The sequence below is a fragment of the Mesorhizobium sp. M6A.T.Cr.TU.014.01.1.1 genome, assembly GCF_004022765.1.
Taxonomy (GTDB): Bacteria; Pseudomonadota; Alphaproteobacteria; order Rhizobiales; family Rhizobiaceae; genus Mesorhizobium; species Mesorhizobium mediterraneum.
On sequence record NZ_RZPG01000001.1, the window covers coordinates 128,672 to 151,543 of the forward strand.

Annotated in this window: 23 protein-coding genes; 13 read left to right on the forward strand and 10 right to left on the reverse strand. The window is 62.0% G+C overall.

The genetic code is table 11. From position 1 onward, the window contains the following. Positions 1-62: 62 nt before the first annotated feature. The 5 genes from EN885_RS00650 to hutC are packed head-to-tail and all read left to right on the forward strand — an operon-like array spanning position 63 to position 4,905. On the forward strand, positions 63-1,007 hold the full coding sequence (locus EN885_RS00650; RefSeq protein ID WP_126103107.1) for an ABC transporter permease: 945 nt from the start codon (positions 63-65) through the stop codon (positions 1,005-1,007). Further along, positions 1,004-1,804: an ABC transporter permease gene (locus EN885_RS00655; RefSeq protein ID WP_128241509.1), complete on the forward strand. Its 801-nt coding sequence runs from the start codon at positions 1,004-1,006 to the stop codon at positions 1,802-1,804. The genes EN885_RS00650 and EN885_RS00655 overlap by 4 nt, the downstream gene beginning before the upstream one ends. A 36-nt stretch (positions 1,805-1,840) precedes the next feature. Next, positions 1,841-3,163, forward strand: coding sequence for a histidinol dehydrogenase (gene hisD / locus EN885_RS00660; RefSeq protein ID WP_128241510.1), 1,323 nt, complete (start codon positions 1,841-1,843; stop codon positions 3,161-3,163). Positions 3,164-3,169: 6 nt separating this feature from the next. Continuing rightward, a complete protein-coding gene (locus EN885_RS00665) occupies positions 3,170-4,174 on the forward strand; it encodes an alcohol dehydrogenase catalytic domain-containing protein (RefSeq protein WP_128241511.1) in 1,005 nt (334 codons plus the stop codon). Further along, positions 4,171-4,905: a histidine utilization repressor gene (gene hutC, locus EN885_RS00670; protein ID WP_095486302.1), complete on the forward strand. Its 735-nt coding sequence runs from the start codon at positions 4,171-4,173 to the stop codon at positions 4,903-4,905. Before EN885_RS00665 ends, hutC begins: the two co-directional genes overlap by 4 nt. An 80-nt stretch (positions 4,906-4,985) precedes the next feature. On the opposite strand, the gene EN885_RS00675 is transcribed toward hutC, so the two are convergent. Then, on the reverse strand, positions 4,986-5,180 hold the full coding sequence (locus tag EN885_RS00675) for a hypothetical protein (protein WP_095486301.1): 195 nt from the start codon (positions 5,178-5,180) through the stop codon (positions 4,986-4,988). A 329-nt stretch (positions 5,181-5,509) separates the two neighbouring features. Between EN885_RS00675 and EN885_RS00680 the strand changes: the two genes are divergently transcribed. After that, entirely contained in the window at positions 5,510-5,983 is a 474-nt protein-coding gene (locus tag EN885_RS00680) for a hypothetical protein (protein WP_095486300.1), read from the forward strand. 83 nt (positions 5,984-6,066) lie between these two features. Then, complete coding sequence (locus EN885_RS00685; RefSeq protein ID WP_126103112.1) at positions 6,067-8,148, forward strand: sigma-54-dependent Fis family transcriptional regulator; 2,082 nt, start codon at positions 6,067-6,069, stop codon at positions 8,146-8,148. A gap of 88 nt (positions 8,149-8,236) precedes the next feature. Here the strand turns inward: EN885_RS00685 and EN885_RS00690 are convergent, their stop codons facing one another. The 9 genes from EN885_RS00690 to EN885_RS00730 form a co-directional block, all read right to left on the reverse strand. After that, positions 8,237-8,740 carry a DUF1097 domain-containing protein gene (locus tag EN885_RS00690; RefSeq protein WP_128241512.1) on the reverse strand — a complete coding sequence of 168 codons (504 nt, stop codon included), beginning with the start codon at positions 8,738-8,740 and terminating at the stop codon, positions 8,237-8,239. Between the two features lie 233 nt (positions 8,741-8,973). Continuing rightward, complete coding sequence (locus EN885_RS00695; protein WP_095486297.1) at positions 8,974-10,017, reverse strand: NAD(P)-dependent alcohol dehydrogenase; 1,044 nt, start codon at positions 10,015-10,017, stop codon at positions 8,974-8,976. Positions 10,018-10,055: 38 nt separating this feature from the next. Further along, positions 10,056-11,687 carry a molecular chaperone GroEL gene (locus tag EN885_RS00700; protein WP_128241513.1) on the reverse strand — a complete coding sequence of 544 codons (1,632 nt, stop codon included), beginning with the start codon at positions 11,685-11,687 and terminating at the stop codon, positions 10,056-10,058. Between the two features lie 76 nt (positions 11,688-11,763). After that, positions 11,764-12,561 carry an iron-sulfur cluster assembly protein gene (locus tag EN885_RS00705; RefSeq protein WP_128241514.1) on the reverse strand — a complete coding sequence of 266 codons (798 nt, stop codon included), beginning with the start codon at positions 12,559-12,561 and terminating at the stop codon, positions 11,764-11,766. A gap of 5 nt (positions 12,562-12,566) precedes the next feature. Beyond that, positions 12,567-13,589, reverse strand: coding sequence for an amidohydrolase family protein (locus EN885_RS00710; RefSeq protein ID WP_095486294.1), 1,023 nt, complete (start codon positions 13,587-13,589; stop codon positions 12,567-12,569). A 76-nt stretch (positions 13,590-13,665) separates the two neighbouring features. Then, positions 13,666-14,037 (reverse strand): MmoB/DmpM family protein, encoded by a 372-nt coding sequence (locus tag EN885_RS00715; RefSeq protein ID WP_095486293.1) that lies wholly within the window; start codon positions 14,035-14,037, stop codon positions 13,666-13,668. Between the two features lie 17 nt (positions 14,038-14,054). Beyond that, complete coding sequence (locus EN885_RS00720; protein ID WP_095486292.1) at positions 14,055-15,113, reverse strand: aromatic/alkene monooxygenase hydroxylase subunit beta; 1,059 nt, start codon at positions 15,111-15,113, stop codon at positions 14,055-14,057. Positions 15,114-15,162: 49 nt separating this feature from the next. Further along, positions 15,163-16,224: a 2Fe-2S iron-sulfur cluster binding domain-containing protein gene (locus EN885_RS00725; protein WP_095486291.1), complete on the reverse strand. Its 1,062-nt coding sequence runs from the start codon at positions 16,222-16,224 to the stop codon at positions 15,163-15,165. A gap of 51 nt (positions 16,225-16,275) precedes the next feature. Further along, complete coding sequence (locus tag EN885_RS00730; protein WP_095486586.1) at positions 16,276-17,943, reverse strand: aromatic/alkene/methane monooxygenase hydroxylase/oxygenase subunit alpha; 1,668 nt, start codon at positions 17,941-17,943, stop codon at positions 16,276-16,278. A gap of 571 nt (positions 17,944-18,514) precedes the next feature. On the opposite strand from EN885_RS00730, the gene EN885_RS00735 reads away from it, so the two are divergent. From EN885_RS00735 to EN885_RS00755, 6 genes are all read left to right on the forward strand, one after another. Then, a complete protein-coding gene (locus EN885_RS00735; protein ID WP_128241515.1) occupies positions 18,515-18,967 on the forward strand; it encodes a hypothetical protein in 453 nt (150 codons plus the stop codon). Positions 18,968-19,028: 61 nt separating this feature from the next. Next, positions 19,029-19,313, forward strand: a complete 285-nt coding sequence (locus EN885_RS00740) for a hypothetical protein (RefSeq protein ID WP_126103117.1) — start codon at positions 19,029-19,031, stop codon at positions 19,311-19,313. A 14-nt stretch (positions 19,314-19,327) separates the two neighbouring features. Next, positions 19,328-20,455 carry a WD40 repeat domain-containing protein gene (locus tag EN885_RS00745; RefSeq protein WP_095486289.1) on the forward strand — a complete coding sequence of 376 codons (1,128 nt, stop codon included), beginning with the start codon at positions 19,328-19,330 and terminating at the stop codon, positions 20,453-20,455. A gap of 32 nt (positions 20,456-20,487) precedes the next feature. Further along, complete coding sequence (locus EN885_RS33440; RefSeq protein WP_164547015.1) at positions 20,488-20,661, forward strand: hypothetical protein; 174 nt, start codon at positions 20,488-20,490, stop codon at positions 20,659-20,661. 701 nt (positions 20,662-21,362) lie between these two features. Beyond that, the gene (locus EN885_RS00750) at positions 21,363-22,118 is read left to right on the forward strand and encodes an ABC transporter ATP-binding protein (RefSeq protein ID WP_128241516.1); all 756 of its coding nucleotides are present in this window, start codon (positions 21,363-21,365) and stop codon (positions 22,116-22,118) included. Further along, the gene (locus EN885_RS00755) at positions 22,111-22,857 is read left to right on the forward strand and encodes an ABC transporter ATP-binding protein (protein ID WP_095486286.1); all 747 of its coding nucleotides are present in this window, start codon (positions 22,111-22,113) and stop codon (positions 22,855-22,857) included. Before EN885_RS00750 ends, EN885_RS00755 begins: the two co-directional genes overlap by 8 nt. Positions 22,858-22,872 lie beyond the last annotated feature (15 nt).

Below are 22,872 nucleotides of genomic sequence, written 5' to 3' on the forward strand. Positions count from 1 at the left end.
CAGATTGGCCGGTGCCCTCGTGCGGCACCGGCTCCTTCACGACGTCGGATACGGATTTTTTCATGCGGGCAGCCAGGACAGCCTATCCCCTGAAATGGCGCATCATGGATGCGCTGGAAGGCATTGCCGCCGCCGTCTGGCCGGCGCGGTTCCGGCGCGCTACGCCCTATCTGATGCTGCTTCCGGCGGTGTTGCTCGTCGGACTGCTCGTGCTTGGTCTCATCCAGATCGCAGATGCGAGCCTGCGCACGCTCGACACCACCACCTTCCAGTTCTCGGAGGACTATTCCATCGCCAATTTCCGGCGGGCGCTGACGGAGCCGCTGTTCCTCGTTGTCGCGCAGCGCAGCCTCATCGCCGCCCTGATCGTCACGGCGGTGACGCTCGTCTTCGCCTTTCCCTATGCGTATCTGATGGTGCGCACGCGTTCGCCAGGATTGCGCAAGTTCCTGCTGATTGCATTGTTCCTGCCCTTCTTCATCGGGCAGGTGGTGCGTGCTTATGGCTGGCTGATCATCCTTGGCAACCAGGGCATGGTCAACGAGGCGCTTGGTCTTGTCGGGATCGCGCCGATGCGGCTCATCTATAACTATCCCGCCGTGCTGTTCGGCCTCGTCCAATACATGCTGCCCTTCGCCGTGCTGATGCTCGCGCCAGCACTCACAGCCATTCCCGAAGAGCTGGAGGCGGCCGCCGGATCGCTCGGCGCCAACTGGGTTCGCACATTCGTCCACGTCGTTTTGCCACTCGCTCGTCCGGGCTTCATCGGCGCCGGCGTGGTGGTGCTGACCCTTTCGCTCACCGATTTCGCAGTCCCCGCGATCCTTGGCGGCGGCTCGCAGGACTTCATCGCCAACGCCATCTACGACCAGTTCTTCCGAACGTCCGACCAGGGCCTCGGCGCGACGCTGGCGCTTATGCTGGTAGCGCTCGGGTCAATCCTTGTCGGCCTCGTGTTCGCGCTGTTCGGGGCCGGAACGCTCGCCATGGGGAGGTCCCGGGCGTGAGCGGCTCGCGCAGCAAATCGGTTGTTCTGTGGACCCTGGTGACGATCGCCCTGGTGACGCTTTCGGCGCCGACGGTCGTGGTGCTCGGCGCTTCCTTCACCGGTGGCAACATCATCACGTTTCCGCCGGATGGGCTGTCGCTGCGGTGGTACGCGCGCATCTCGCAGGCCTCCGACCTGCGCAACGCTTTCCTGCGCACGCTCCAAGTCGCGACGGTCTGCACGCTCGTTGCCATTCCCGTGGGCACGCTGGCCGGGATCGCGCTGGCGAAATATGCGGTGCGTTTCGAGAAGTCGATCCAGATCTATCTGCTGCTGCCCTTCACCATCCCGCTGATTGGATCGGGCATCGGTCTCATGCTGGTCTTCGGCAACGCCGGCATTCTCGGCCAGCTTTGGCCGGTCGGCATCGCCTGCTGCGTCATCAATCTTCCGTTCATGATCTGGGCGGTCACGGCGAGTGCCACCGGACTTGACCCGGACCTGGAACTGGCCGCTGCCAATTGCGGCGCGCCGCCGCTCCAGGTGTTCTTCTCCGTCACCTTGCCGGCGGTGATGCCGGGGGTGATCACCGGCTCGCTGCTGATGTTCATCCTGGCGCTCAATGAGTTCCTGGTCAGCCTGCTGCTCGTCGATGCGCGTATCGTGACGCTGCCGGTGCTGATCTACAATTCCATCCGCTCGATCATCACGCCGGACCTTGCCGCGATCTCCGTGGTCTTCATCGCCTGCTCGGCTGTCGCCATCTTCCTGCTCGACAGGCTGGTCGGGCTCGACATCTTCCTGAAATCGAAATGAGGAATGCCGGCCCGCCGGGGCCGCAAAGGAAATCCTATGCCAAACGTATCATTCCATGACTTGAGCCAGCTCGACGCCGCTGGTCGTGCGGCATTAATGCGGCGCTCCGAGACCGATCTCTCCAGCTTTATGGAGAAGGCCGCACCGATCATCGAGGCAGTGCGAACAGAAGGCGACGCAGCGCTCGTTCGCTTCGCCCGCGACTTGGACAAGGCAGGTCTCGATGCCGCGCGGCTGAAGGTCAGCCCCGCCGAGTTCGACGCCGCCTTCGACATGGTGGACGAGGACGTGGTCGCCGCCATTCGCTTCGGCATCGACAACGTCCGGCATTTCCACGAGGAGCAGAAGCCGGAAGCCATGTGGCTTAAGGAAATGCGGCCCGGCGCCTATGCCGGGGACCGCTTCACGCCGATCCGCTCGGTGGCACTCTATGTCCCGCGCGGCAAGGGGGCGTTCCCTTCGGTCACAATGATGACCGCAGTGCCCGCCGTGGTGGCGGGCGTCCCGGAGCTTGCTATCGTCACGCCGCCAGCGCCCGATGGTTCGGTGGACGCAGCAACGCTGGTTGCGGCGCGCCTCGCCGGCGTCGAAACGATCTACAAATGCGGTGGCGCACAGGCGGTCGCCGCGGTTGCCTACGGCACAGAGACGATCAGGCCCGCACTCAAGATCGTCGGTCCAGGCAGCCCCTGGGTCGTTGCGGCCAAGCGGCTGCTTGCAGGCGTCATCGATCCAGGCCTTCCCGCCGGTCCGTCGGAGGCGATCATCCTCGCCGACGACAGCGTGCATGGCGGGCTGGCCGCGCTCGACCTCCTCATCGAGGCAGAGCACGGACCGGACTCATCGGCCTATCTGGTGACCCACAGCCGCCGCGTGGCGGAGGAGGCATTGGCCGCGCTGCCCGAGCACTGGGCGCGCATGACCGAGCAGCGCGTGGCGTTCTCCACCGCGGTGCTGACCGGCGCCTGTGGCGGCATCGTGCTGACAGGGTCGATCGAGGAGAGCTACCGCTTTATCAACGACTACGCGCCGGAGCATCTGGAGATCCTCTCCACCGACCCCTTCGCGCACCTTGGCCACATCACCGAAGCTGCCGAGATCCTTATGGGGCCGCACACGCCGGTCTCGATCGGCAATTTCGGGCTGGGCCCCAACGCCGTCCTGCCGACCAGCCGCTGGGCGCGTACCTGCGGACCGCTGTCGGTCACGGATTTCGTCAAGCGCTCTTCCATCGGCTACGTGACGGCCGCGGCCTATCCCGAATTCGCACGTCATGCCCGCACACTTGCCCGCTATGAAGGCTTCTCCTCGCATGAGCACGCCGTCTCCGACGTGCGCGATCGATATCTGGTTCGGTAGCGGACGATGAAGGCGGCCAGACTCCATGCGGCAGGCGATTTGCGGGTTGAGGACGTGCCATCTCCCGGCGAACCAGCGCCTGGCTGGGTGCGGCTCAGGGTGACGGCCGCCGGCATTTGCGGGTCCGATCTCCACAATTTCCGCACCGGTCAGTGGATCAGCCGCGCGCCGAGCGTCGCCGGGCATGAGTTCGCCGGCGAAGTGACCGCCGTGGGCGCCGGCGTGTCCGAGTTGGCCCTCGGAGACCGGGTCGTCGCCGATTCGCGTTTCTGGTGCGGCGAGTGTCCTGCTTGTCGGGCCGGCCTGCATAATGTCTGTGCCAGACTGGGCTTTGTAGGCGAGGTCTGCGATGGCGGCTTCGCGCAAGAGACGGAGCTGCCGGCGCGGCTGCTCCTGCGCCATGACCCCGCGCTCGATCCCGCAATTGCCGCCATGGCGGAGCCGCTGGCGGTCGCCCTGCATGCAGTGCGGCGTCTGTCGGCGCCGGCCGGAACGCCGGTGCTTATCGCCGGTTGCGGCCCGATCGGCGGGCTGGCAGCGCTGCTCTTGTCGCGGCGCAGCGAAAGACCGGTCCTCGTCGCCGACCGCAATGCGGCGCGTGCGGAACTTGTGGCGGAGGTGAGCGGTGCGACCGTCGTCGACCTGGACGCCCTACCCTGCGATCCCAATCTGCGCCATGCCATCGACGCGACGGGAAGCGTGGCGGTCATGGCGCGGCTGCTCGATCTTTTGGCCGGCGGCGGCACGCTGGCGCTGGTCGGCATTTCGCGTGGCCGCCTCGACCTCGATCCCAACCTCCTGGTCGAGCGCGAGATCGCGCTGGTTGGCTGCCACGCCTTCGCCGACGAGCTTGCGCCGGCCGTCGCCATGCTTGGCGAGCTCGCCCCCGCGCTGTCGCGTTTCGTGGCCGAGGAGATCGCGATCGGCGAAATTCCCGCCGCCTACCAGCGCCTGATCGCAGGCGCGAGCGGCGGCCTGAAGACCATCGTCCGAATGGAGAGAGGACGATGATCAAGCTTCCCGAAACCGCCGGGCCGCTCTACGAAAAGGTCAAGGACTACGTGCTCGGCAACATCGGCAGCGGCAAATGGCCGAAGGACCGGAGGCTGCCTTCCGAAAACGAGCTGGTCAGCACACTCGGCGTCTCGCGCATGACCGTGCATCGGGCGCTGAGAGAACTGACCTCGGAAGGCCACCTCCTGCGCATCCAGGGCGTAGGCACCTTCGTGGCGCCGCCGAAACCACAATCCGCGCTCATCGAAATCAGGAACATCGCCGGCGAGATCGCCGCGCGCGGCGCACGCCACAGGGCCGAGGTCGTCGTGCTTGAGAAGATCCGCAACCCGGCGCTGGAACTCATCGTCGCCTTCGAGTTCATGCGCCGCAGACCGGTCGCCCATTCGATCATCGTGCATTTCGAGGACGATGTGCCCGTCCAGCTCGAGGAGCGCTTCGTCAATCCGGCTCTCGCACCGGACTACCACCGGCAAGATTTTGCTGCGACTACCACCTACGATTATCTGCAGCGGGCGACGCCGCTGACGGAGGTGGAGCACGTGATCTCGGCGATCGCCGCCGACGAGGTGGCCGCCGGCCGCTTGATGATCCGGCCCGGCGACCCCTGTCTTCTCCTGCATCGGCGCACCTGGTCAGGCGCGGCGGTCGCCACTGTCAACAAGCTAACCTATGTCGGCAGCCGCTATTCGCTGGGCAGCCGCTACGCGCCCTCGCCCGCTGCATGAGCAGGAACACGCAGCGAAGCAGGGCGGGCGACGCCTCATATCAAATATGCTCGATCCAATGGCGACGTTCTGATGCGTCGTTATTGAATTTTCGCGTCGCGGGTCACCTTGACGTCGTTCACCCCCTTTAGGGCATTGCGATTTCCTGTCCCTGCAGCGGCGCGGAAGACCTGTTCCGCATGGCCGAAACGCCGCAATTTCAGATACGCATAGGCGCGCAACACCATCAGGCCGGTGCGCTCAGGCGCAATGCGCGACCGTTCATCCAATGCCATCAGCGTCTCGACATATCGCCCCTGATCGAAAGCGCTTGTTGCCTGGCTTCCAGCAGCGCAGTTCGTACTTCGACACTGCGATCTCATGATCCAAAGGTGCCTGCGAGGACACCGCGCCGCTGGTCGCGGCCGTTCGGCTTTGCCGCAAACTAGAGCGCTTTTTCATGGTGTTGCTGCGCACGATTGTAGCAGCCACCTGCTACCAACAACACGAACTTTGGCGCTATCTAATATGAATGGCGGATCTGACTGAGGCGGTGTAGGCTTGGCCTAACAAGAAGAAGAATGAGCCGTATCAACGGCAACGCTGAGCGAATCTGGGAGGATTCATGGTCGAAATCATCTCCAAGCGGGATGGCCCGCGGCGCGAGGACCTACAAGTCAAAAGACTGATCGAGCAGAACCGTTCGACTATCGTTCGCCTTGCCGACCAGATCAGCGGCGGCGGCTATTCGGCTTCCAGGAAGCCACGCCAGCAACCGAAGACGAAAGGCCTGATCATCCATGTTGGCGGCAGCACGGCACCCGTGGCCGAAGCCAGGCCATCCATCCAGGTTACCATGAACGGCCGGGTGATCTCAAAGGACCAGAACACAGGCCGCCAGCTTCACCATATCGGCGACATCCGCAATCGGGGTGACGACCAGATCTTCGTCCTGGCGACGAAGCAAAATGGCTTCTTCTCGCCGGTCGACGAAACCGTAGCGGAGGCCCTTGCCGACCTGGACGGCTCCCGCCTCGCCGCCGCCTATACCGAAGAACAGCTTGCCTTCGACATCGGCGCGAAACTCGGCATCAACTGACGGGCAGACGCTTGGACGTGTGCACGTCCAATGCATGACAGCATACAGCAATGGCATGCCTCAAAGGTTCTTGTGATGACGGAATGAAACGCGAGATAGGCCCCAATCACATGAAGATCAATGCTCTTCCGGCGCGTACGTCGCTGGCCACTGGGCAAATGGTTCTGGGCAACATCGACTATGACGAGCGCGCCACCATGCGCGCCTGGGAAAGTTTTCTGGCTGACGAACCCAGATGTGCCCGCGATCCGGTCCACCCAAGCCACGTCCGCTCCCTCATTCACGATTCCTGGTACCGCAGCGCCACCGGCGGCATCAACGCTCAAGGCATTGAAGCGCCACTGAGCAGTGATCGCGACGAGATCGAATATCTGACCCGAGCCAATGCAGAACTGCTTTCGGCGGCGCGGCGGTCGTTCGCCTCGCTTGGCCAGTTGCTGGACGGGACCGGCGCGATGCTGGTTCTGGCCGACAGCGACGGCGTGCTGATCGACGCTATCGGCGACAAGAAGACGCTGCATGACGGCATGGATATCCACCTCGCCATCGGCGGCAAATGGAACGAGGATGCCGTCGGGACGAACGGCATTGGTACGGCGTTGTGGACGGGTGAGCCGACTTTCGTGCATGCGGCCGAGCATTTCTGCGCCGGCATCAAATCCTGGACCTGCGCCGGCGCGCCGATTCGCGACCCGCTGGACGGCAAGATCATCGGTGTGGTCGACCTGTCAGGCTATTCGCCGATCTTCAGGCCACACAACACCGCGCTCGTCGCCGCCACAGCCCGGCAGATCGAAAAGGCATTGGCCGAACAGCAGCAGGAACAGCGCACGCGCCTGCTCGAAGCTTTCATTTCATCGGCTCCCAGCTACCGCCGAAAGGACGGGCTGGTAATCGTCGACCATCGCGGCCGTGCCATCTTCTGCAACAATGTGCCTGACGGCGAGACCACCGAGATGATGGACGGCCCGATGGAGCCAGGTCGTGGCCGCTGGCTGATGAACCTTCCGTCCTCCGGCTCCGAGGCCGACCTTGCCAGGGCGCTGCCGGCCCACCTGCGATCCTGCCACATCACGCCGCTCAAGCTCGATGGCGACCTCCGCGGCGCGGCGCTTGTGTTCCCCTCCGTGCCGTCCGTCTCCAGCACCGCGGTGGTCCACCAGGAAGTGAACAAGCATCTTCAGGATGCTGTCGCCATGATCGTCGGCGAAAGCGAAGCGCTGCAGGCCGCCATCGACGTCGCCTGCCGCGTCGCCCGGTCGGGCAGCGTGACATCGCTGTTGGTCGAAGGCGAAACAGGCGTCGGGAAAGAGCTGTTTGCGCGACTTGTCCATGCCGGCAGCCGGCGCGCGGCAAACGATCCGTTCATTGCGATGAATTGCGGAGCGATCACCAGGGACCTGTTCGGCAGCGAATTGTTCGGCCATGTCGCCGGCGCCTTTACCGGCGCCTCGCGCGAAGGCAAACCGGGCGTTTTCGAGCTCGCCAATGGCGGCGTCCTCAGTCTCGACGAGATCGGCGAATTGCCACTCGAGATCCAGCCGTTTCTGCTGCGTGTCCTGGAAGAGCGCGTGGTCCACCGTATTGGCGACAGCCGGGGTCGCCCGGTTGATGTGCGCCTGGTCGCCTCAACCAATCGCGATCTCAAGCAGGAAATTGCCGCAGGCCGCTTCCGCCGCGATCTCTACTATCGAATTGGCGCGGTCTCGATCATCGTTCCACCGCTGCGCGAGCGCGGCGAAGATGTGCTGCTACTGATCGAACATTTCAACCGGCAGATCGCCACCGCAGCGGGTGAAGACCCGCTGGAATTCTCGCGCGAAGCACTCGATGCCCTGCTCGCCTATGGTTGGCCGGGTAATGTACGCGAACTGAAAAACCTCGTCGGGCGGCTGCATGTCTTGACGCGCGGCCGCGACGTCGGGCTTCACAACCTTCCCGAGGAGATCACCGCGTCCGGCTCTGGATCGGAAGCCGGGTCGGACAGCCGTGTACCCGCGCATGAATCGGGAGGCACGCTCGTCGAGGCCGAACGCCAGGCAATGAAGAACGCCTTGGCGGCGGAAGGCGGCAACCTCAGCCGGGTCGCGAAGCGGCTCGGCATCTCCCGGCCAACGCTCTACCGCAAGCTCGACCAATACGGCATCCGGCGCGGTTTCATCTAGGATCAGAGCCTGTCACCGGCACGAAAGAAGCCCGCGGCATTCGCGCCACGGGATTGGGAAAAGTTAATCACTGAAGCGGTAGCGGGGGTTAGATCAGCTTTTCACGACAGCAGCTGTCAGTTTCTCGGAAACGTAGCCGAGACTGTTGCCAATGATCAGCGAAATCACCACAGCCGCCGCGACCTTGCTGATGCCGCTTGGACCCTCGCCATAGGCGGCAGCGCCAAGCAGAAAAAGTGCCGCGGTCGTTGCGTAGTCCATAGACCGCTGATGGAATGGCACTCAGCAATGGCAGCTTGGCAGCGAGAATCAGGATTACGATTGAGACGCCGACGCAAATGCCGGCCGTGAGAGCCGTAACACCTATCGACGTCAGTGCTATCAACGCGCCTGCGGCGCAGATCGCTCCCCAAAGGTTTGCAAGCGCCGAATTCTTGAACCCGGCTTCCTTGCCGCCACAGTGATAGAAACTTCCCCAGCCCACAAATACCGCCCAGATCGGCAGATAGGGGTTGCCTATCGTGATCGCTGCCCACGTTGCAATGCCGCCCATAATGCCGATGACGACGGCCAATCCTGTAATAAGATCCATATTGTCCTCCCATTTTTTCAAACCGCGAAGAAAGAACTCGTTTCAGGACCACGCTTCGCTTACGTCCCGATACGGAAAAGCCAGGGCATCAGCCGCGGCGCTCAGGAAAAACGGCTTGCCGACGCTGGCAAGCAGCCAGACCGGCCTCTTCGGCGACACCGACTCGGAAACGGCGATGTCGGCACGCGGACCAAAACGCCGGGCCTGCTCCGTGCAGGCCCGACCCAGACGCTTCACGGCACGATGACGCCGCGGCCGGTGAACCGGCGGTTCTTGAAATCGTCGAGCGCGGTGTTAATGCTTGCGAGGTTGTATTCAGTGTAATGCATCTTCACCTTGCCATCGGCGTTCAACTCCATCAGTTCGACAAGCTCGGTGAAGTTGCCGACGAGGCTGCCGCCGATGTTGATCTCCTCGATGACCAGATGCGCGGTCGGCACGTTGACCGTGCCGCCATAGCCGACGACGAACAATTGGCCGCCCTTGCGCACCATCTTCCAGCAGATGTTCTCGACACCGAGTTCGCCGACGAAGTCGATGACCACATGGGCGCCGCCGCCGGTGATCTGGCTGACCTCCTCGACGACATTCGGCCCGCCATCGAGGACAAAGTCGGCGCCGAGGTCCTTGGCCAGCACCTGGGCCGCCGGCTCGCGATCGACTGCGATGATGCGGCAACCCGAAATCGCGTGCAGCGATTGCAGCGCGATATGGCCAAGCCCGCCTATGCCGAGCAGGACGCAGTAACTCCCTGGCCTGAGCAACTTCGCGGCGCGTTTGGCGGCGCGGTAGGCAGTGATGCCGGCATCGGCCAGCGGCGCCACCTCGATCGGCGTGACGTTGGCGTTCAGCTTGATCAGCGAACGCTCGCTGGTGATGAAATATTCGGCGAAGCCGCCATTCATGCCAAGGCCGGGAAACTGGCCATTGTCGCAGTACATGTCCTCGCCATGGCGGCAATTGAGGCAGATGCCGCACGAGCGAAACGGGTGACAGATCACCGCGTCGCCGCGCTTGACCGATCTGACGCCGCTGCCGACCTCCTCGACCCAGCCGGCATTCTCGTGGCCCATGATGTAGGGCAACAGCGTGCCTTCGGGGTCCATGGTCGGCTTCCACACACCTTCGATGATGTGAAGGTCGGTGCGGCACAGGCCGGCGGCACCCACCCGCACGATCACCTCGTCGGGAGCAGTGATGGTCGGTGCCTTGACCTCCTCGATCTTGAGCTGGACGTTCATCTGCGGATCGTATTCGTACAGTCTGGCGGCTTTCATGCCTGTGTCCTTTCAACGTCGAGATTGTTCGGATTGCTTCAGGCGCGGCCGAGCTTCTCAGAGCCGCCGCCGCGCGCCGGTCCGGCCGTCGGGTCCTCGTCCTCGGCGAGATGACCAATCAGCGTTTCGGTGGTCAGGATCAGCGTCGCCACCGAAGCTGCGTTGGCGAGTGCTGTGTAGGTGACGCGGACCGGATCGATGATCCCTGCCTCGAACATGTTCTGGTAGCTGCCGACAGAAGCGTTGTAGCCGTAGCCGCCGTTGATGCGCGTGACTTCCGCCACGACTGCCTCGGGATCGGCGCCGGCATTGGCGGCGATACGCCACAGCGGCCGCGACAGCACCGACCGCACTAGTCGCACGCCTTCGGCGACATCGCCGTCGACGCCGGCCGCCACCTTGTCGAGCAGCGGTGCGATCTGGGCAAGCGCCGAGCCGCCACCGGCAACCACGCCCTCTTCGGATGCGGCGCGCACCGCATTCAGCGAATCCTCGATAAGCTGTATGGTTCGCTTCTGCTCGACCGGCGTTACACCGCCGGCATAAAGGATCGCGGTGCCACCAGAGAGCTTGGCCAGGCGTTCGCGCAACTTGTCCTGGTCGATGTTCGGCGGCGAGGCTTCATACTGCCGCTGCACCTGGGCGCGGCGCGATGCGACTGCCGCATGGTCGCCGCCCCCGCGGATGATCGAGGTATAGGATGAACTGGTCTTCACCCGGTCAGCCGTTCCAAGATCGTCGGCGGTGATGTCCTCCAGCCGGCCGCCGAGGTCGCGCGCGATCACCTTGCCGCCGGTGATGATCGCCAGATCCTCCATCATCGCCTTGCGCCAATGGCCATATTCCGGCGGATGGACCACGAGGTATTTTCCCGGTCCGTGCTTGCCGAGCAGAGTTACCACAACTTCCGGCGACATTTCCTCGGACACGATCAGCAGCGGCCGACCGGCCTCGTCGGCAATGCGACGAGCCGCATCCAGCGCCTCAGGCTCCTTGATCTTGAGATCGGTCATCAGGATGTAGGGTCGTTCGAGAACAGCCTCCATCTTCTCTTGATCGGTGACCATGTGGTGCGAAAGATAGCCGCGTTCGAAGGACATGCCCTCGACCACATCCAGCGTGGTCTCGGTCGTCACGCTGAAGTCAGTGGTGATGACGCCTTCGGCCCCTACCCGCTGATGGGCTTCCGCCACCAGCGCGCCAAGCTTGGTATCGGTCGCCGCAATGTTGGCGACCGAAGCGAGAATGCCGTTGCCCTTGGCGGGCTTGGCCGAAGCCTTGAGCGCCGCCACCACCGCTGCCACGGCAAGATCGATGCCCTTGCAGAGATCGACGGGTTTCGCGCCTCGTTCATTCGCCTCCACACCGCCCTGGATGAGCGCATTGGCGAGCACGATGGCAGTCGTGGTGCCGTCGCCGGCGACCTCATTGGTCTGCATCGACACTTCGCGCACGACCTGCGCGCCCATGTTTTCGAAACGGTCGTGCAATTCGATCTCGGAGGCAATGCTGACGCCGTCACGGGTCACCATCGGCGTGCCGATCGGCCGGTCGATCATGGCGTTCATGCCTTTGGGGCCGAGTGTCGGCTCGACGGCAGCGGCCAGCCGAAAGACACCACGGGCAAGTGCACGGCGCGCTTCGGAATTGTGAAGCATTATTTTGGGCATGGTTTCTCCTTCCGCCTTACGGGCGGGTTGTTGGTTAGGGGCCTCGTGCGAGGGAGGCCGTTGTTTCAGCTCTGCTTCAGGCGGTCGGCGCGGTTCGTGCCGGCACGCGATCCATGATGAAATCGACCAGCGTCGGTTCGCCGTCGACCACATCCAGTTCCTTGTATCTGGTCTGCTTGAGCCCACGGCACAGCGCGCCGTTGAACTCCATGTTGATGCGCACGCCGCGCAGTTCGGCGAGATGGGCACCGAGCGCCGCAGGTGGTATTTTCTGGCCTTCCCAAGTCACGAAGACAGGATCATCCGCCTGGCGGTCGGGAAAACGCTCAAGCAGAGCCGCCCTGTATCTCGGCTTCTGTTTGGCCGCCTCGCCCGGTTCGAACCGTGCGACGTCATATGCCGGCAGGTCCATGCCGAGGATCTCTCGATCGGTCAGGCCGTGCTGCCGCAGGCCGCGCAGGACCGCCTCCTGGCGCCGCTTGAACGCCTTCATCCTGAAGGTCTCACGCAAGCCGCCAAGATCCTGATCCTCGGCAAGTACGGCGAAGACATCGCCGAATGTCTTGCCGGCTTCCATGCAGCGATTGACCTCTTCCGCGAACATGTGATCGTGCAGCTTGACGCGATAGGCCGGCGCCCAGGAGAGCTGGTCGAGCGCCTTGCGGACGCCGTCCAGCATGAGGAACGCGAAGTTGGGCGAGCACCAGTAGGTCGGCAGGCGGAGGTCGATCTCCACACTGCCATCGCTCGTCATTTCGGCCCGCTCGACGAAGCCCATCTCGGTAATCGGTTCGTCGAGCTCCGGGTCGTTGACCTCACCAAGGCGCCGCCAGAGTTCCTTCTCGCGGTTGCCGGAAACGCTGGCAGTTGCCATGGCCCCTACTCCGCCGCGATGCTGAAGGGCGAACTGGCGAGCGCCGTCTTCTTGGCTTCGATGTCGATGTTGTAGAGACGCGCCGCATTGAGGCCCAGGATCTTCTCCTTGATCTCGTCGGTCAGTTGCACACCGCGTTCGGCGGCGATGTCCTCTGGGATCTGATAGGCCCAGAACTTCTCGACCAGCCAGCGCGGCGTCCAGATCGCGTAGTCGGAACCGAAAAGGATTTTTTCCGGGCCGATCCAGAAAAGCAGTTCGGCGATGACCTCGCCGAAATAGCGCGGGCGCGAATGGATGAAGGGCAGCGCTACCGCAAGCCCACCATAGACGTTGGTTTCTTGCGTTGCGATCCAGCAGAAATCGTCGAGGCGCGGCAGGCCGCAATGCTCGATGATCCAGTTGAGGCCCTGGAAGTCAGTCGCCGCATGGTCGACGTCATGCACGTCGAACGCATCCTTGCTGAGCGGCAGGATTGTCGGCCCTTTGTGGACATGGATATTCCTGATGCCGAGTTTGTCGCAGAGTTCGAAGCATTTGTAGGCATCGGGATCCGTGAGCTTCCAGCCCTTGGAAGCCCCGTTCCATTCGGCCGTGTACATCTTCACGCCCTTGACGTCGTAGGTCTCCTTGAGGAAGTGGATGTACTCAAGCGCCTTCTCACCATCGCGCGGATCGAAGGCGCCGTTGACGATGAACCGTTCGGGATAGAGCTTGGCCACCTCGGCGTTGCGCTCGATCGTGTTGAAGCCGTTCTTGTAGAAGTCCTTGAGATAGGTCGACTGGACGATCGCCACATCATCGGGGCCGTCGATGAACAGGTCGCGATAGAGATCGTCGGCGCTGTACTTCTCGAACTTGCTCTTCTCCCACAGCTGGTCCTTGGGGCTCAGCCCGGTGTGATAGGCATAGAAGCACTCGATGAACTGCTTGCCGTGGATATTTTTCTGGTTCTCCGGGCTGCCGTCCCAGAAATGGGTATGGCCATCGACAATGAAAATATCCTTGCCTTCTGGTGTTCTAAACATTTCTACCTCCACAAGATGTGCGATTGATCGGTTCGGCGCGCCGCAGCCAGGCGGCGCGCCTGATTTTCTGGAGCGTCTATTCGATGTATTCGAACATCTCATCCATGTTGCCGAACAGGATCACGGTGTTGTCGTCGATGCGCACCATCCGTCCGTAGTGGGTCGAGCTGTTGACCTCGAAGGTTTCCGCCGTCATCTCGCGGCCGAGATATTCGCTGATCTCGTCCATCTTGAAGATCAGCTTGCCGGTGCCATCGATGCGGATCATCGCCGGTTGGTAGGTGACCGTTACGTTCGGCTTCAGGCCCATGAATTCAGCGATGGCCCTGGCTTCCACCGAGTCGTTCATGGTGACGCCGCACTGGTGCGAAATCGTCTGTTCGAAGGTGATGTCCTTCATCGACCTGAAAATGTTGGATTGCGATGCGTCGCGTGCTGCAGTTGACATGACAGTTTCTCCCTGTGTCAGCGCTTGAGGCCAAGTTCGCCGAGTATCTGATCAATCCGTTCCTCGGACTTGGCACGGACATCCGAGAAAGCGACCGGCTTTGAATGCGGCATCGACCAGATCGGCTGCAGGCCGATGGCTGCCTTGTCGGCGAGCGCGCCGTGCTTCTTGACCCAGCCCTGGAAGAGCTTCTTGTTCGCCGCGCCATGCTTCTCGTCGTTGGCGAGCATGTGCATGAGGTCGATCGTGTTGGCGAGATTGCGCTCGTAGTCGGCCTCGGCTGCCGAGATCACCGCAGGCGTGATGAAGTCGTGGTTTGCGGCGGCGATCTGCATCAGGAAGCCTGAGCGGAATGCTTCCCCGACCAGCGGTTCGAAGACGATGTTGATGGCGAAGTACTGTTCGAGATAGTCGGTCGCGCCCATGATGGTCTCGACCGCTTCGCGGGTGCCTTGCCAGTTGTTGTCCTCGAGCCAGGCCGTCTTGCCGAGTTCGTCGTCCCAGCCGGGAAGGTCCATGCCGATCTCGGCAAGGTAGAGCGTGATGTCCTGGGCAAGCCGCAGCTTGTAAGACGAGTTGGTCAGCGTGGCGTTGTTGATCATCTGGGTGTAGCCGTAGCGCTGCGCCTGCATCAACGAGGTGCCGAGCCCGAATTCGGCGTGCTTCCAGGCGCCGAGCTGCGTCTGCAGAATCTTGATCCAGGCCTTGTCGAATGTCTTAGGCGCCCCCGACTTGCGGGCGTTGTTGATGACGCTCTGTACCATCGTCTCGATTTTCGACTGGCGTTGGTAGTGCGTGCGTTCCCACTCCTGATCGGGGGCGCGGAAGGCATGCCAGTTGGAGCTCTGAGCGGCGGTGTTCTGCTTGACATAAGCGCCCTTGCCGTCGGCAAAAGAGATGATCCAGTCCTGGATCAGGTAACGCTCCGGGTCAGGCTGCACGTCGACTGTCATGTCCTCATAGTGGGTGGCGCGCTGGCCCTTCGGGTCGAAATACCGGTACTTCCGGCTGTCGGAGTCGGCAAAGATCGCCGCGCCGGCGGCTCCGGACCCGACTGAACTCGAGGTAGCTGGCATAGTCTTCACTCCCTTGTTGCAGTTGTGGTTGCAGTTGCGTTGCCGCCCCTCAGTGGGCCGGTGTTGCACCTGCCGATGTGGTGAACTTGTCGAAGAAGATCCGCTCCGTCTCGAACCCGTTCATGAACAGAACCGGCTGAAGCGCATCGATCATCGGTGGCGGGCCACAGGCATGGACATCGCCCTGTCCGTCGACCGCCAATTGCTTGAGCTTGGCGTCGACACTCTGGTGCACGAAACCGCGTTCGCCTTCCCATTCGGCGTCGTCTGTCGCGTGCGACAGCACGGGAATGAAAGTGACATCCGAATGCTGACCGATCAGCTCGGCGATCCTGTCGAGATAGAACAGGTCGTTGCGCGTCCTGGCACCGTAGAAGAAATAGACAGGGCGTTTCTCGCCGCTCTTCAGATGGTCGTTGAGGATCGACCAGATCGGCGACATGCCCGATCCGGCGCCGACCAGGATCAGGGGTCCTTGCCGTTCGTCGCGTCGGAAACAGGTTCCGTAGGGTCCGACGACGGTGACTTCGGCTCCGAGCTTGATTCCTCCGGAATCGAGTTCTCCGGAGAACTTTCCCTCGGGGTATTTTTTGATGATGAAGCAGAGTTTTTGGGTTTGGTCCGGCGTATTTGCCATGGAGAACGAGCGCGTAATCGTCTCCCCCTTTTCCGTGGTAACCGTGATGTCGACATATTGCCCCGCCCAGAACTTTATCGGCGAGCCGAGTTCGATCTCGATGCCGCGAATGTCGTGGGTCAGGTGCTCGATCAGAGCAATCCGGCCCTTGAACGTCTTCACGGCGATCGCTTTCGCCAAAATCTCCTCGTCGTAGTTGAGAAGCTCGACTTCCAGATCGGAGTAGGCGATGCAGCGGCACAAAAGGACGTGGCCGCTCTCCTTCTCCATGTCGTTCAGTGCGAAGGTCGAGTATTTGAGCATGTCGACTTCGCCATCGAGCAACACGCTCTTGCAGGCCGAGCATTGCCCTTCCTTGCAGCCGTGCGGCAGGGCGATGCCCTGGCGGAAAGCGGCGTTGAGCACCGTCTCGCCATGCTCGACGTCGAATTCGACGCCGACTGGGCTGAGCCTGACCGTGTGGGTTTCCGACATACGGACCTCCAATGAAAGAGAGGGCGGGACGAACCCGCCCCCTTGGCCTGATCAGTTGCAGGGATTGATGGTGAAGCCCTTGGCGTAGTCTGCCAGGTGCTGCGCGCGTCCTTCCGGCGTCATGCCGCGGAGCGCGTTCAACGGCGATCCCAGCGTGTTGCCGCGCACGTCGTCCAACGTCCACATCTCCTTGTCGTCGAAGCGCATATGCGGCTGCGGTACGAGCGTCTTGCCATCGGAGCGGACGAAGTTCAGGTCCTTGATGGCATCGGCCAAATCCCAGCCGTCATAGAGCGTCTCCCATTCGCGCTTGCCGCTGAAGCGGCCCATCGCGGGTGTCGGACGGCCCTCATACTCGTCGGCGAAGGCCACGGTCGCGGTCCACTTGTCGAGTTCGTGGGCGAAGGTGTGCAACTGGCCGTCGATCTCGCCGACCACCATGTCTTCGCGGATCAGGCAGGGAACAAGGCAGGACCAGCAGCGGTGTGGATAGACGTAGCCCACGTCGCTGTTGAAGAGCAGCACCTTCTCGCCCTTGTGGCTAAGCTTGGCGTACCATTTCCAGAAATCGCCGAACTCGGCATACCAGCCCGGATACTTATGCTCGAACCACTCGAAGTCCTTGTCGGTCTGGGCTTCGATACGCCAGAAATTGACCGGCCAGCCGACCGCGAAGAACTGTCCGACCTTGTGGACGTAGTTCTTCTTGGTGATGCGTTCCCAGGCCGCCTGGACGTCGTCGTGATGGACCTTGATGCCGTATTTCTCGAGCGGCAGCATGTAGGTGCGGTAGTAGTCCTCATAGATCCAGCGGTGCCACATTTCCGCGTAGGACTCCTTGTTCTTGTCGCGGTTGGTGGTGCCGTATTCGATGAAGGTGCCGATGGCTGCATCGACGATCGCGTGGTTTTGCCAGAAGGCGTAGCGCAGGTCGCGCTCGAGCAGCAGGTGGTTTTCCGGCTCCTTGAGCGCCGCCATCAGCAGCGAATGGCCATTGCCGATATGCCGGCTCTCATCGGACTGGACCGACAAAAAAACGGTCGGCAGCGCATAGTCGCCGTTACGGGCGGCTTCCGAAGGCATGGCGACAAACAGCGTGTTGGTGAAGGCGGTCTCGGCGACCACGGTCAGGTACATGCAGGCGGCGGTCATGGTGTCGCCGGTGATGAAGCCTTCCGCGAACTGCCGGCCGATGGTCGTGGCGTAGCATTTTCCGAAGGCTTCCTCGGTGATGTCGAAGCCGGCCGGATCGATGTAGTTTTCCATGTACCATTTCTTCAGGTTCATCTGGATTGTCGAGTGGCGGAACTCGTCGATCATCTGCATGGTGAAGCCGGTTCTGAGCTCCTCGCCCGGCGCGATACGGGCGACCATCGCCATCGAGCGGGCAGCAGAAATTTCCGGGAACGGAATGATCGCAAGGAAGAGTTTCATCCACTCGACCCAGCGCGGTTCCACATTGCGGAACATGTCGCCGCGCAACGCCGCGTCGAGCGCACCGTAGACACGATTGTCCTTCTCTTCCTGCATCGGGAAGTAGGATCGCAGAACCTGTTTCATCGGGTCGCGCGGCGTCTTGTTGATCTTGTAGTCCGTCGGAAACGTCATCGCTTCCTGGACGTAGGAAGGGTTCCAGCCGAGATCGGCAATCTTCTTGGTTGCCTCGCCCACGGAGATTCCGCGTTGCGAGGTAATCTTGTTGAGCGTCAGAGACGTCATGGTCATAAGCCTCCACCAGGTTTGAGCCGCAGGTCCCTTGACCCCGGCATGAAGCGGCGGCACAGCACCGCCAGTGAGAATGCGAGCGGCACGACAAAGGGTTGCGCATCAGGCGCGACTCATGGTCCGGCCGTTCAAGTGGATCGCGGCAAAGGTGTTAGGCGGCTGGCAGGGCCCGCGGCGCCAACCGCATGTGCGATGGGCGTATCGAAGCGGACGTGACTTGTCCCTGCTTCCTCCGTTCCTTCGTTCTTTTGGCACCGCGTCAAAGCGCGATGGGCTTCTTGTGGAAATGTACAAAGCAAGCGCCGTGCCAATTTGAAAATAGCACCCATGGCAAGGGCTCAAAACAAAATCGCTGCTCTTTCGGCATACGGGCAGATAGCCAAATGTAACGTTCTTTTACATTTGTAACGTACGCCTGTAATATCTAATATCTATTCGCAATTGCAATACGTCTAGTTCGCAGATGCAGCAAGTTCGAAAACAAATATCATCTATTCAATTCTTCGTCTTTCTCTACTATTTGAAGGCGACGGCCCATGGACGGGCCTCGCGCTGGAGAGAGACCGTGCCGAACGATAAAGACAGCCGAAGACCGCCCGAGCCAATGTCCAGCCAAGCCGATGGCGTCACCGGCGAACTTGTCAGGCTGATGCCCCGCGATCTGGTCTTTGTGATGCGCTTCATGGGCGAGAGCCAACATCGCCTCCAGAGCCACTTCCAGGACTTCATCCGGGCCGAGCTTGCCGCCGGCGGCGTCACCACGGAATCGCATCCGATGATCCATCTGTTCATCGAGAACCACGCGATTCTGTTGCGGGAATTCGTGTTTTCCGGCGTTTCGCTGTCACGCCAGTTCCGCGTCGACGAGATCGAGCGCCTCACCGGCGATACGACTTCGATGATCCGGGTCGACATCTGGGATCAGCTCAAGAGCCACATCGAAACGGCTGAAAGACAGTTCCATTCGCAGGCCGGAACATTGCCCAAATTGCTGTCGGCTTTCGAAAAGCCAGCCTGACCGATGGCTGGGCGAAAAATGACAGGAGGACCCGATGGGCCAAACTACCAGGCGTGACGCGTTGCTCGCCCGCCGGCTCGATCTCGTCGCCAACGTCTCCGCGCTCACTGCCGAGGCGCTGCGGCTCAATCAGAAACGCGCCGGTATCGAGATGGAAGTGCTGCGCCTGGAACTCGAAATCGGCAGGAACGGCGTCAGCGCGCAACTGGTGCGGGACTTGCATGAAGCGCAGGAGAAAGCCGCGGCAGTCATGCACGAATGCGCGGCATGTGAGGACAGCATCGTCGCCGCGGAAGGTGACGTCGAGGACGTCGATCGCAGCCTCGCGGCGACGGATGGAAACTGACGAAGGGAATCGCCATGAACCAGCACGCGATACAGAACCTGACCTTGTTCGACCTGCTGGCGAGAAGCTGGCGTCGTCCGTCGGCGATCGCCGATCTGCGCTTTAGCGCCGATGACTCGACTGTCGCCTTCGCCTGCGTCGATGGAACGGTCGCCATAGCCGCGGTCGCCGACCAGGAACCGCCGCAGTCGCGGATCAGGGTGAGCGGCGATCTCGGCCAGACGACGATCCGCCCAAGGGAAAAATTTCCGTTGCCATTGATAGCCACTGCTGTGTTGGGAGATGGCGACGTTCCGCTCGCCAACTACCTTTCCTCCGGCTTCCTCGTTGGAACGGCGGCTGGCGAAGCGGTGCATCTGGCCGCGGACGGCAATGTGATGGAGACGCTGGTCAAGATCGACGGGCCGGTCGTCGCCGTCGACCACAGCCCCCGCACAGCCATCACAGCCGTCAGCAACGGGCAGGATGTCTTCCTGGCACGAGGCCAAGGCGATGCGGTGCGACTGCGACACGGTACGACACCGTCCACGGATGCGCTTGCCTTTTCGCCAGGCGGAAGGCGCCTCGCCCATAGCCTGGACGACGGATTGTCGATCTGGATGGTCGATGGCGACACCACCCTGATACGCGATATCGCCTTTTCAGCGCGTCCGATATCGATCCGCTGGAGTGGCGACGGCACCTGGCTGGCCTGTGGGCTCGAAGCCGGAGGCTTTGCCCTGGTGTGCATAGCCGATGGCCGCACTGGCATTATCGCGGGATTTCCATCCCCGGTCCGGACGGTGTGCTGGAGCCTGCCGGAGAATGCGCTGTTTGCATCGGGCGCCTTCCGGATCGCCGGCTGGTCGATGACCGCGCCGCCACTTGACGGCGAAATCTCCGGCGCGCTGGAGACTGGTCGCGCCGGGCTGGTTCCGGTCGAGACAGTGGCTGCGCACCCGGAGAAAAAACTGATTGCGGCCGGCTATGCCAACGGTCGGATCACCATCGCCCAGATCGGCGCGCGGGACGAACTCCTCGTCAGACCCCTGGGCAGCGCGGTGACCGCGCTTGCCTGGTCCAGTGACGGACAGCACCTGGCGGTGGGCACCGTCGACGGCACCGCCGCGATCGTCACCTTTCCCGCGTCGATGTTCAAATAGCAAAGGCAGGCCGCATGCAACAGGAGCACCAAATGCAAACCGAACCCACCCCCGAGGACGAGAGCAAGGACGAATTTTTCGACCGGCTCGCCAAACTGTCGGAAGAAATGGTGGCCAAGCATGGCAAGGATTTCAGTATGGGAGCATTGGTGCTTGCCGCCCGCTGGATTGCCGAAAACCGTGTCGGCCAGTTGAAGACCAACTAGGCTCCTGACCAACCAGTTTCGCTCGTAAGCCATAGCTTCGAAGGAGCTTCAGGCGAGGCCATGGCTTGCGGGCGTCTTGATTGCGAGACACTCGCTGACTCCCAACACGCCATGCCCGCGCGCTACATTCCATATCAATGGAATTTATATCTTAGTTACGGATCACGTAGCGCACTTGGATTTGATAACGTCGAGCCCTTTCCTGCGGCCAATGTCGCACGATCGGTAATGGGCTTGATGCTGATAGGCGCGTGACCGCAGCCGTGCTGTCCAAGGCCCACATCGCACGATCGCCAGCGACTGAGCTGGATTTGCTACGTTTTCGACATTGATGCTGCGGCGGTGCAGGCGAACGATCCGAACCAGAAGGCTCTCAATGGCATCATTGGACTTAACCCCGCACTAGCGCGTCGCGGATGAGATCGGGATATCGAGGTTGACTGCGGTCAATTTGCCTCCCGATCGGATGTGATACCAACCGCTCGCCAGCTTCTCCAGGCAATCCTGTGCCAAGGACAGTGACTGAGCGTTTCACGAAGTTCGAGCCTTCTGAAAAATTGCAGGCTTGACGCGATGTGCATTAGGTCGTTTGTTGCGGGTGGGAGTGCCACGGGAGGAAACCATGGAAGTCACCCTGGGGGCGGACAGCCTCGCAGCGCGGTTCCACGTTTCACGCCGATGACCGGCGAAGGCTCCCGCGCATGAATTCCGGAGCGATCCTCGAAGCAGTGGGATTGACTAAGGAATTTAAGGGTTTCGTCGCTGTCAATAATGTCGACCTGACGGTCGAGCGAGGATCGATCCACGCGCTGATCGGCCCCAACGGCGCAGGCAAGACGACCCTCTTCAACTTGCTGACCAAATTCCTCCAGCCGACGCACGGCGCAATCCGCTACCGGGGTCGGGACATCACCAGGATGCAGCCAGCCGACATCGCGCGGCTGGGCCTTGTGCGCTCCTTCCAGATATCGGCGGTGTTTCCGCACATGACGGCACTGGAGAATGTCCGCATCGCGCTGCAGCGCCGGCGCGGCGACAGTTTCGATTTCTGGCGTTCCGAGAAACTGCTGTCCACATTCAATAGCGAGGCCGCGGCTCTTCTCGCCGATGTCGGCCTGACCGAGTTTTCCGATATCCGCGCTAGCGATCTGTCCTACGGCCGCAAGCGCGCGCTTGAGATCGCGACGACGCTGGCGCTGAACCCTGAAATGCTGCTGCTCGATGAGCCTATGGCCGGCATGGCGCAAGAAGACATCGAGCGGATCTCGGCGCTGATCCGGCGCATCTCCAAGAACCGCACTATTTTGATGGTTGAGCACAATCTGTCGGTCGTAGCCTCGCTGTCGAACCGCATCACCGTGCTCGCGCGCGGCAAAGTCCTCGCCGAAGGCGACTATGCCGCGGTTTCCAAAGATCCGCGTGTTATCGAAGCCTATATCGGGGCCGGACATGTCTGAAGTTGGACTTACGAGCAGGCCGGCTGCTGCCCCCTCGGAGAGACCCCTCCTGCGTGTCGATGGCCTGCAGGGCTGGTACGGCGAGAGCCATGTGCTTCACGGCCTGAGTTTCGAGGTTGGCGAAGGCGAAGTGGTGACGCTGCTCGGCCGCAACGGCGCCGGCAAGACGACGACGCTGAAGGCGGTCATGGGCATCCTGTCCAGGCGCTCGGGCTCGGTCACCTACGACGGCCGGGAGACGATCAAGCTGCCGTCGCGGTTGATCGCACGGATGGGCATCGCCTACTGCCCAGAGGAGCGCGCGATCTTCTCCAGCCTCTCAGTCGAGGAGAATCTAATGCTGCCGCCGCAGGTGCGCCCCGGCGGGCTCACCGTCGAGCAGATTTTCGAGCTCTTCCCGCACCTGAAGGAGCGGCTTTCGAGCCAAGGCACCAAGCTTTCGGGCGGCGAGCAGCAGATGCTGGCCATCGGCCGGATCTTGCGGACGGGCGCGAAGCTCTTGCTGCTCGACGAGCCGACCGAGGGGCTTGCGCCCGTCATCGTGCAGCAGATCGGCCGCACCATTGCCCGGCTCAAGGACGAGGGATTCACGATCGTGCTCGTCGAACAGAATTTTCATTTCGCCGCATTGGTCGCGGACCGTCATTACGTGGTGGAGCAGGGGCGCGTGATCGACATGATTCCCAACCGCGAACTCGACGCCAACATTGACAAGCTGCACGCCTATCTCGGTGTCTGAGACAGCCATCAACGG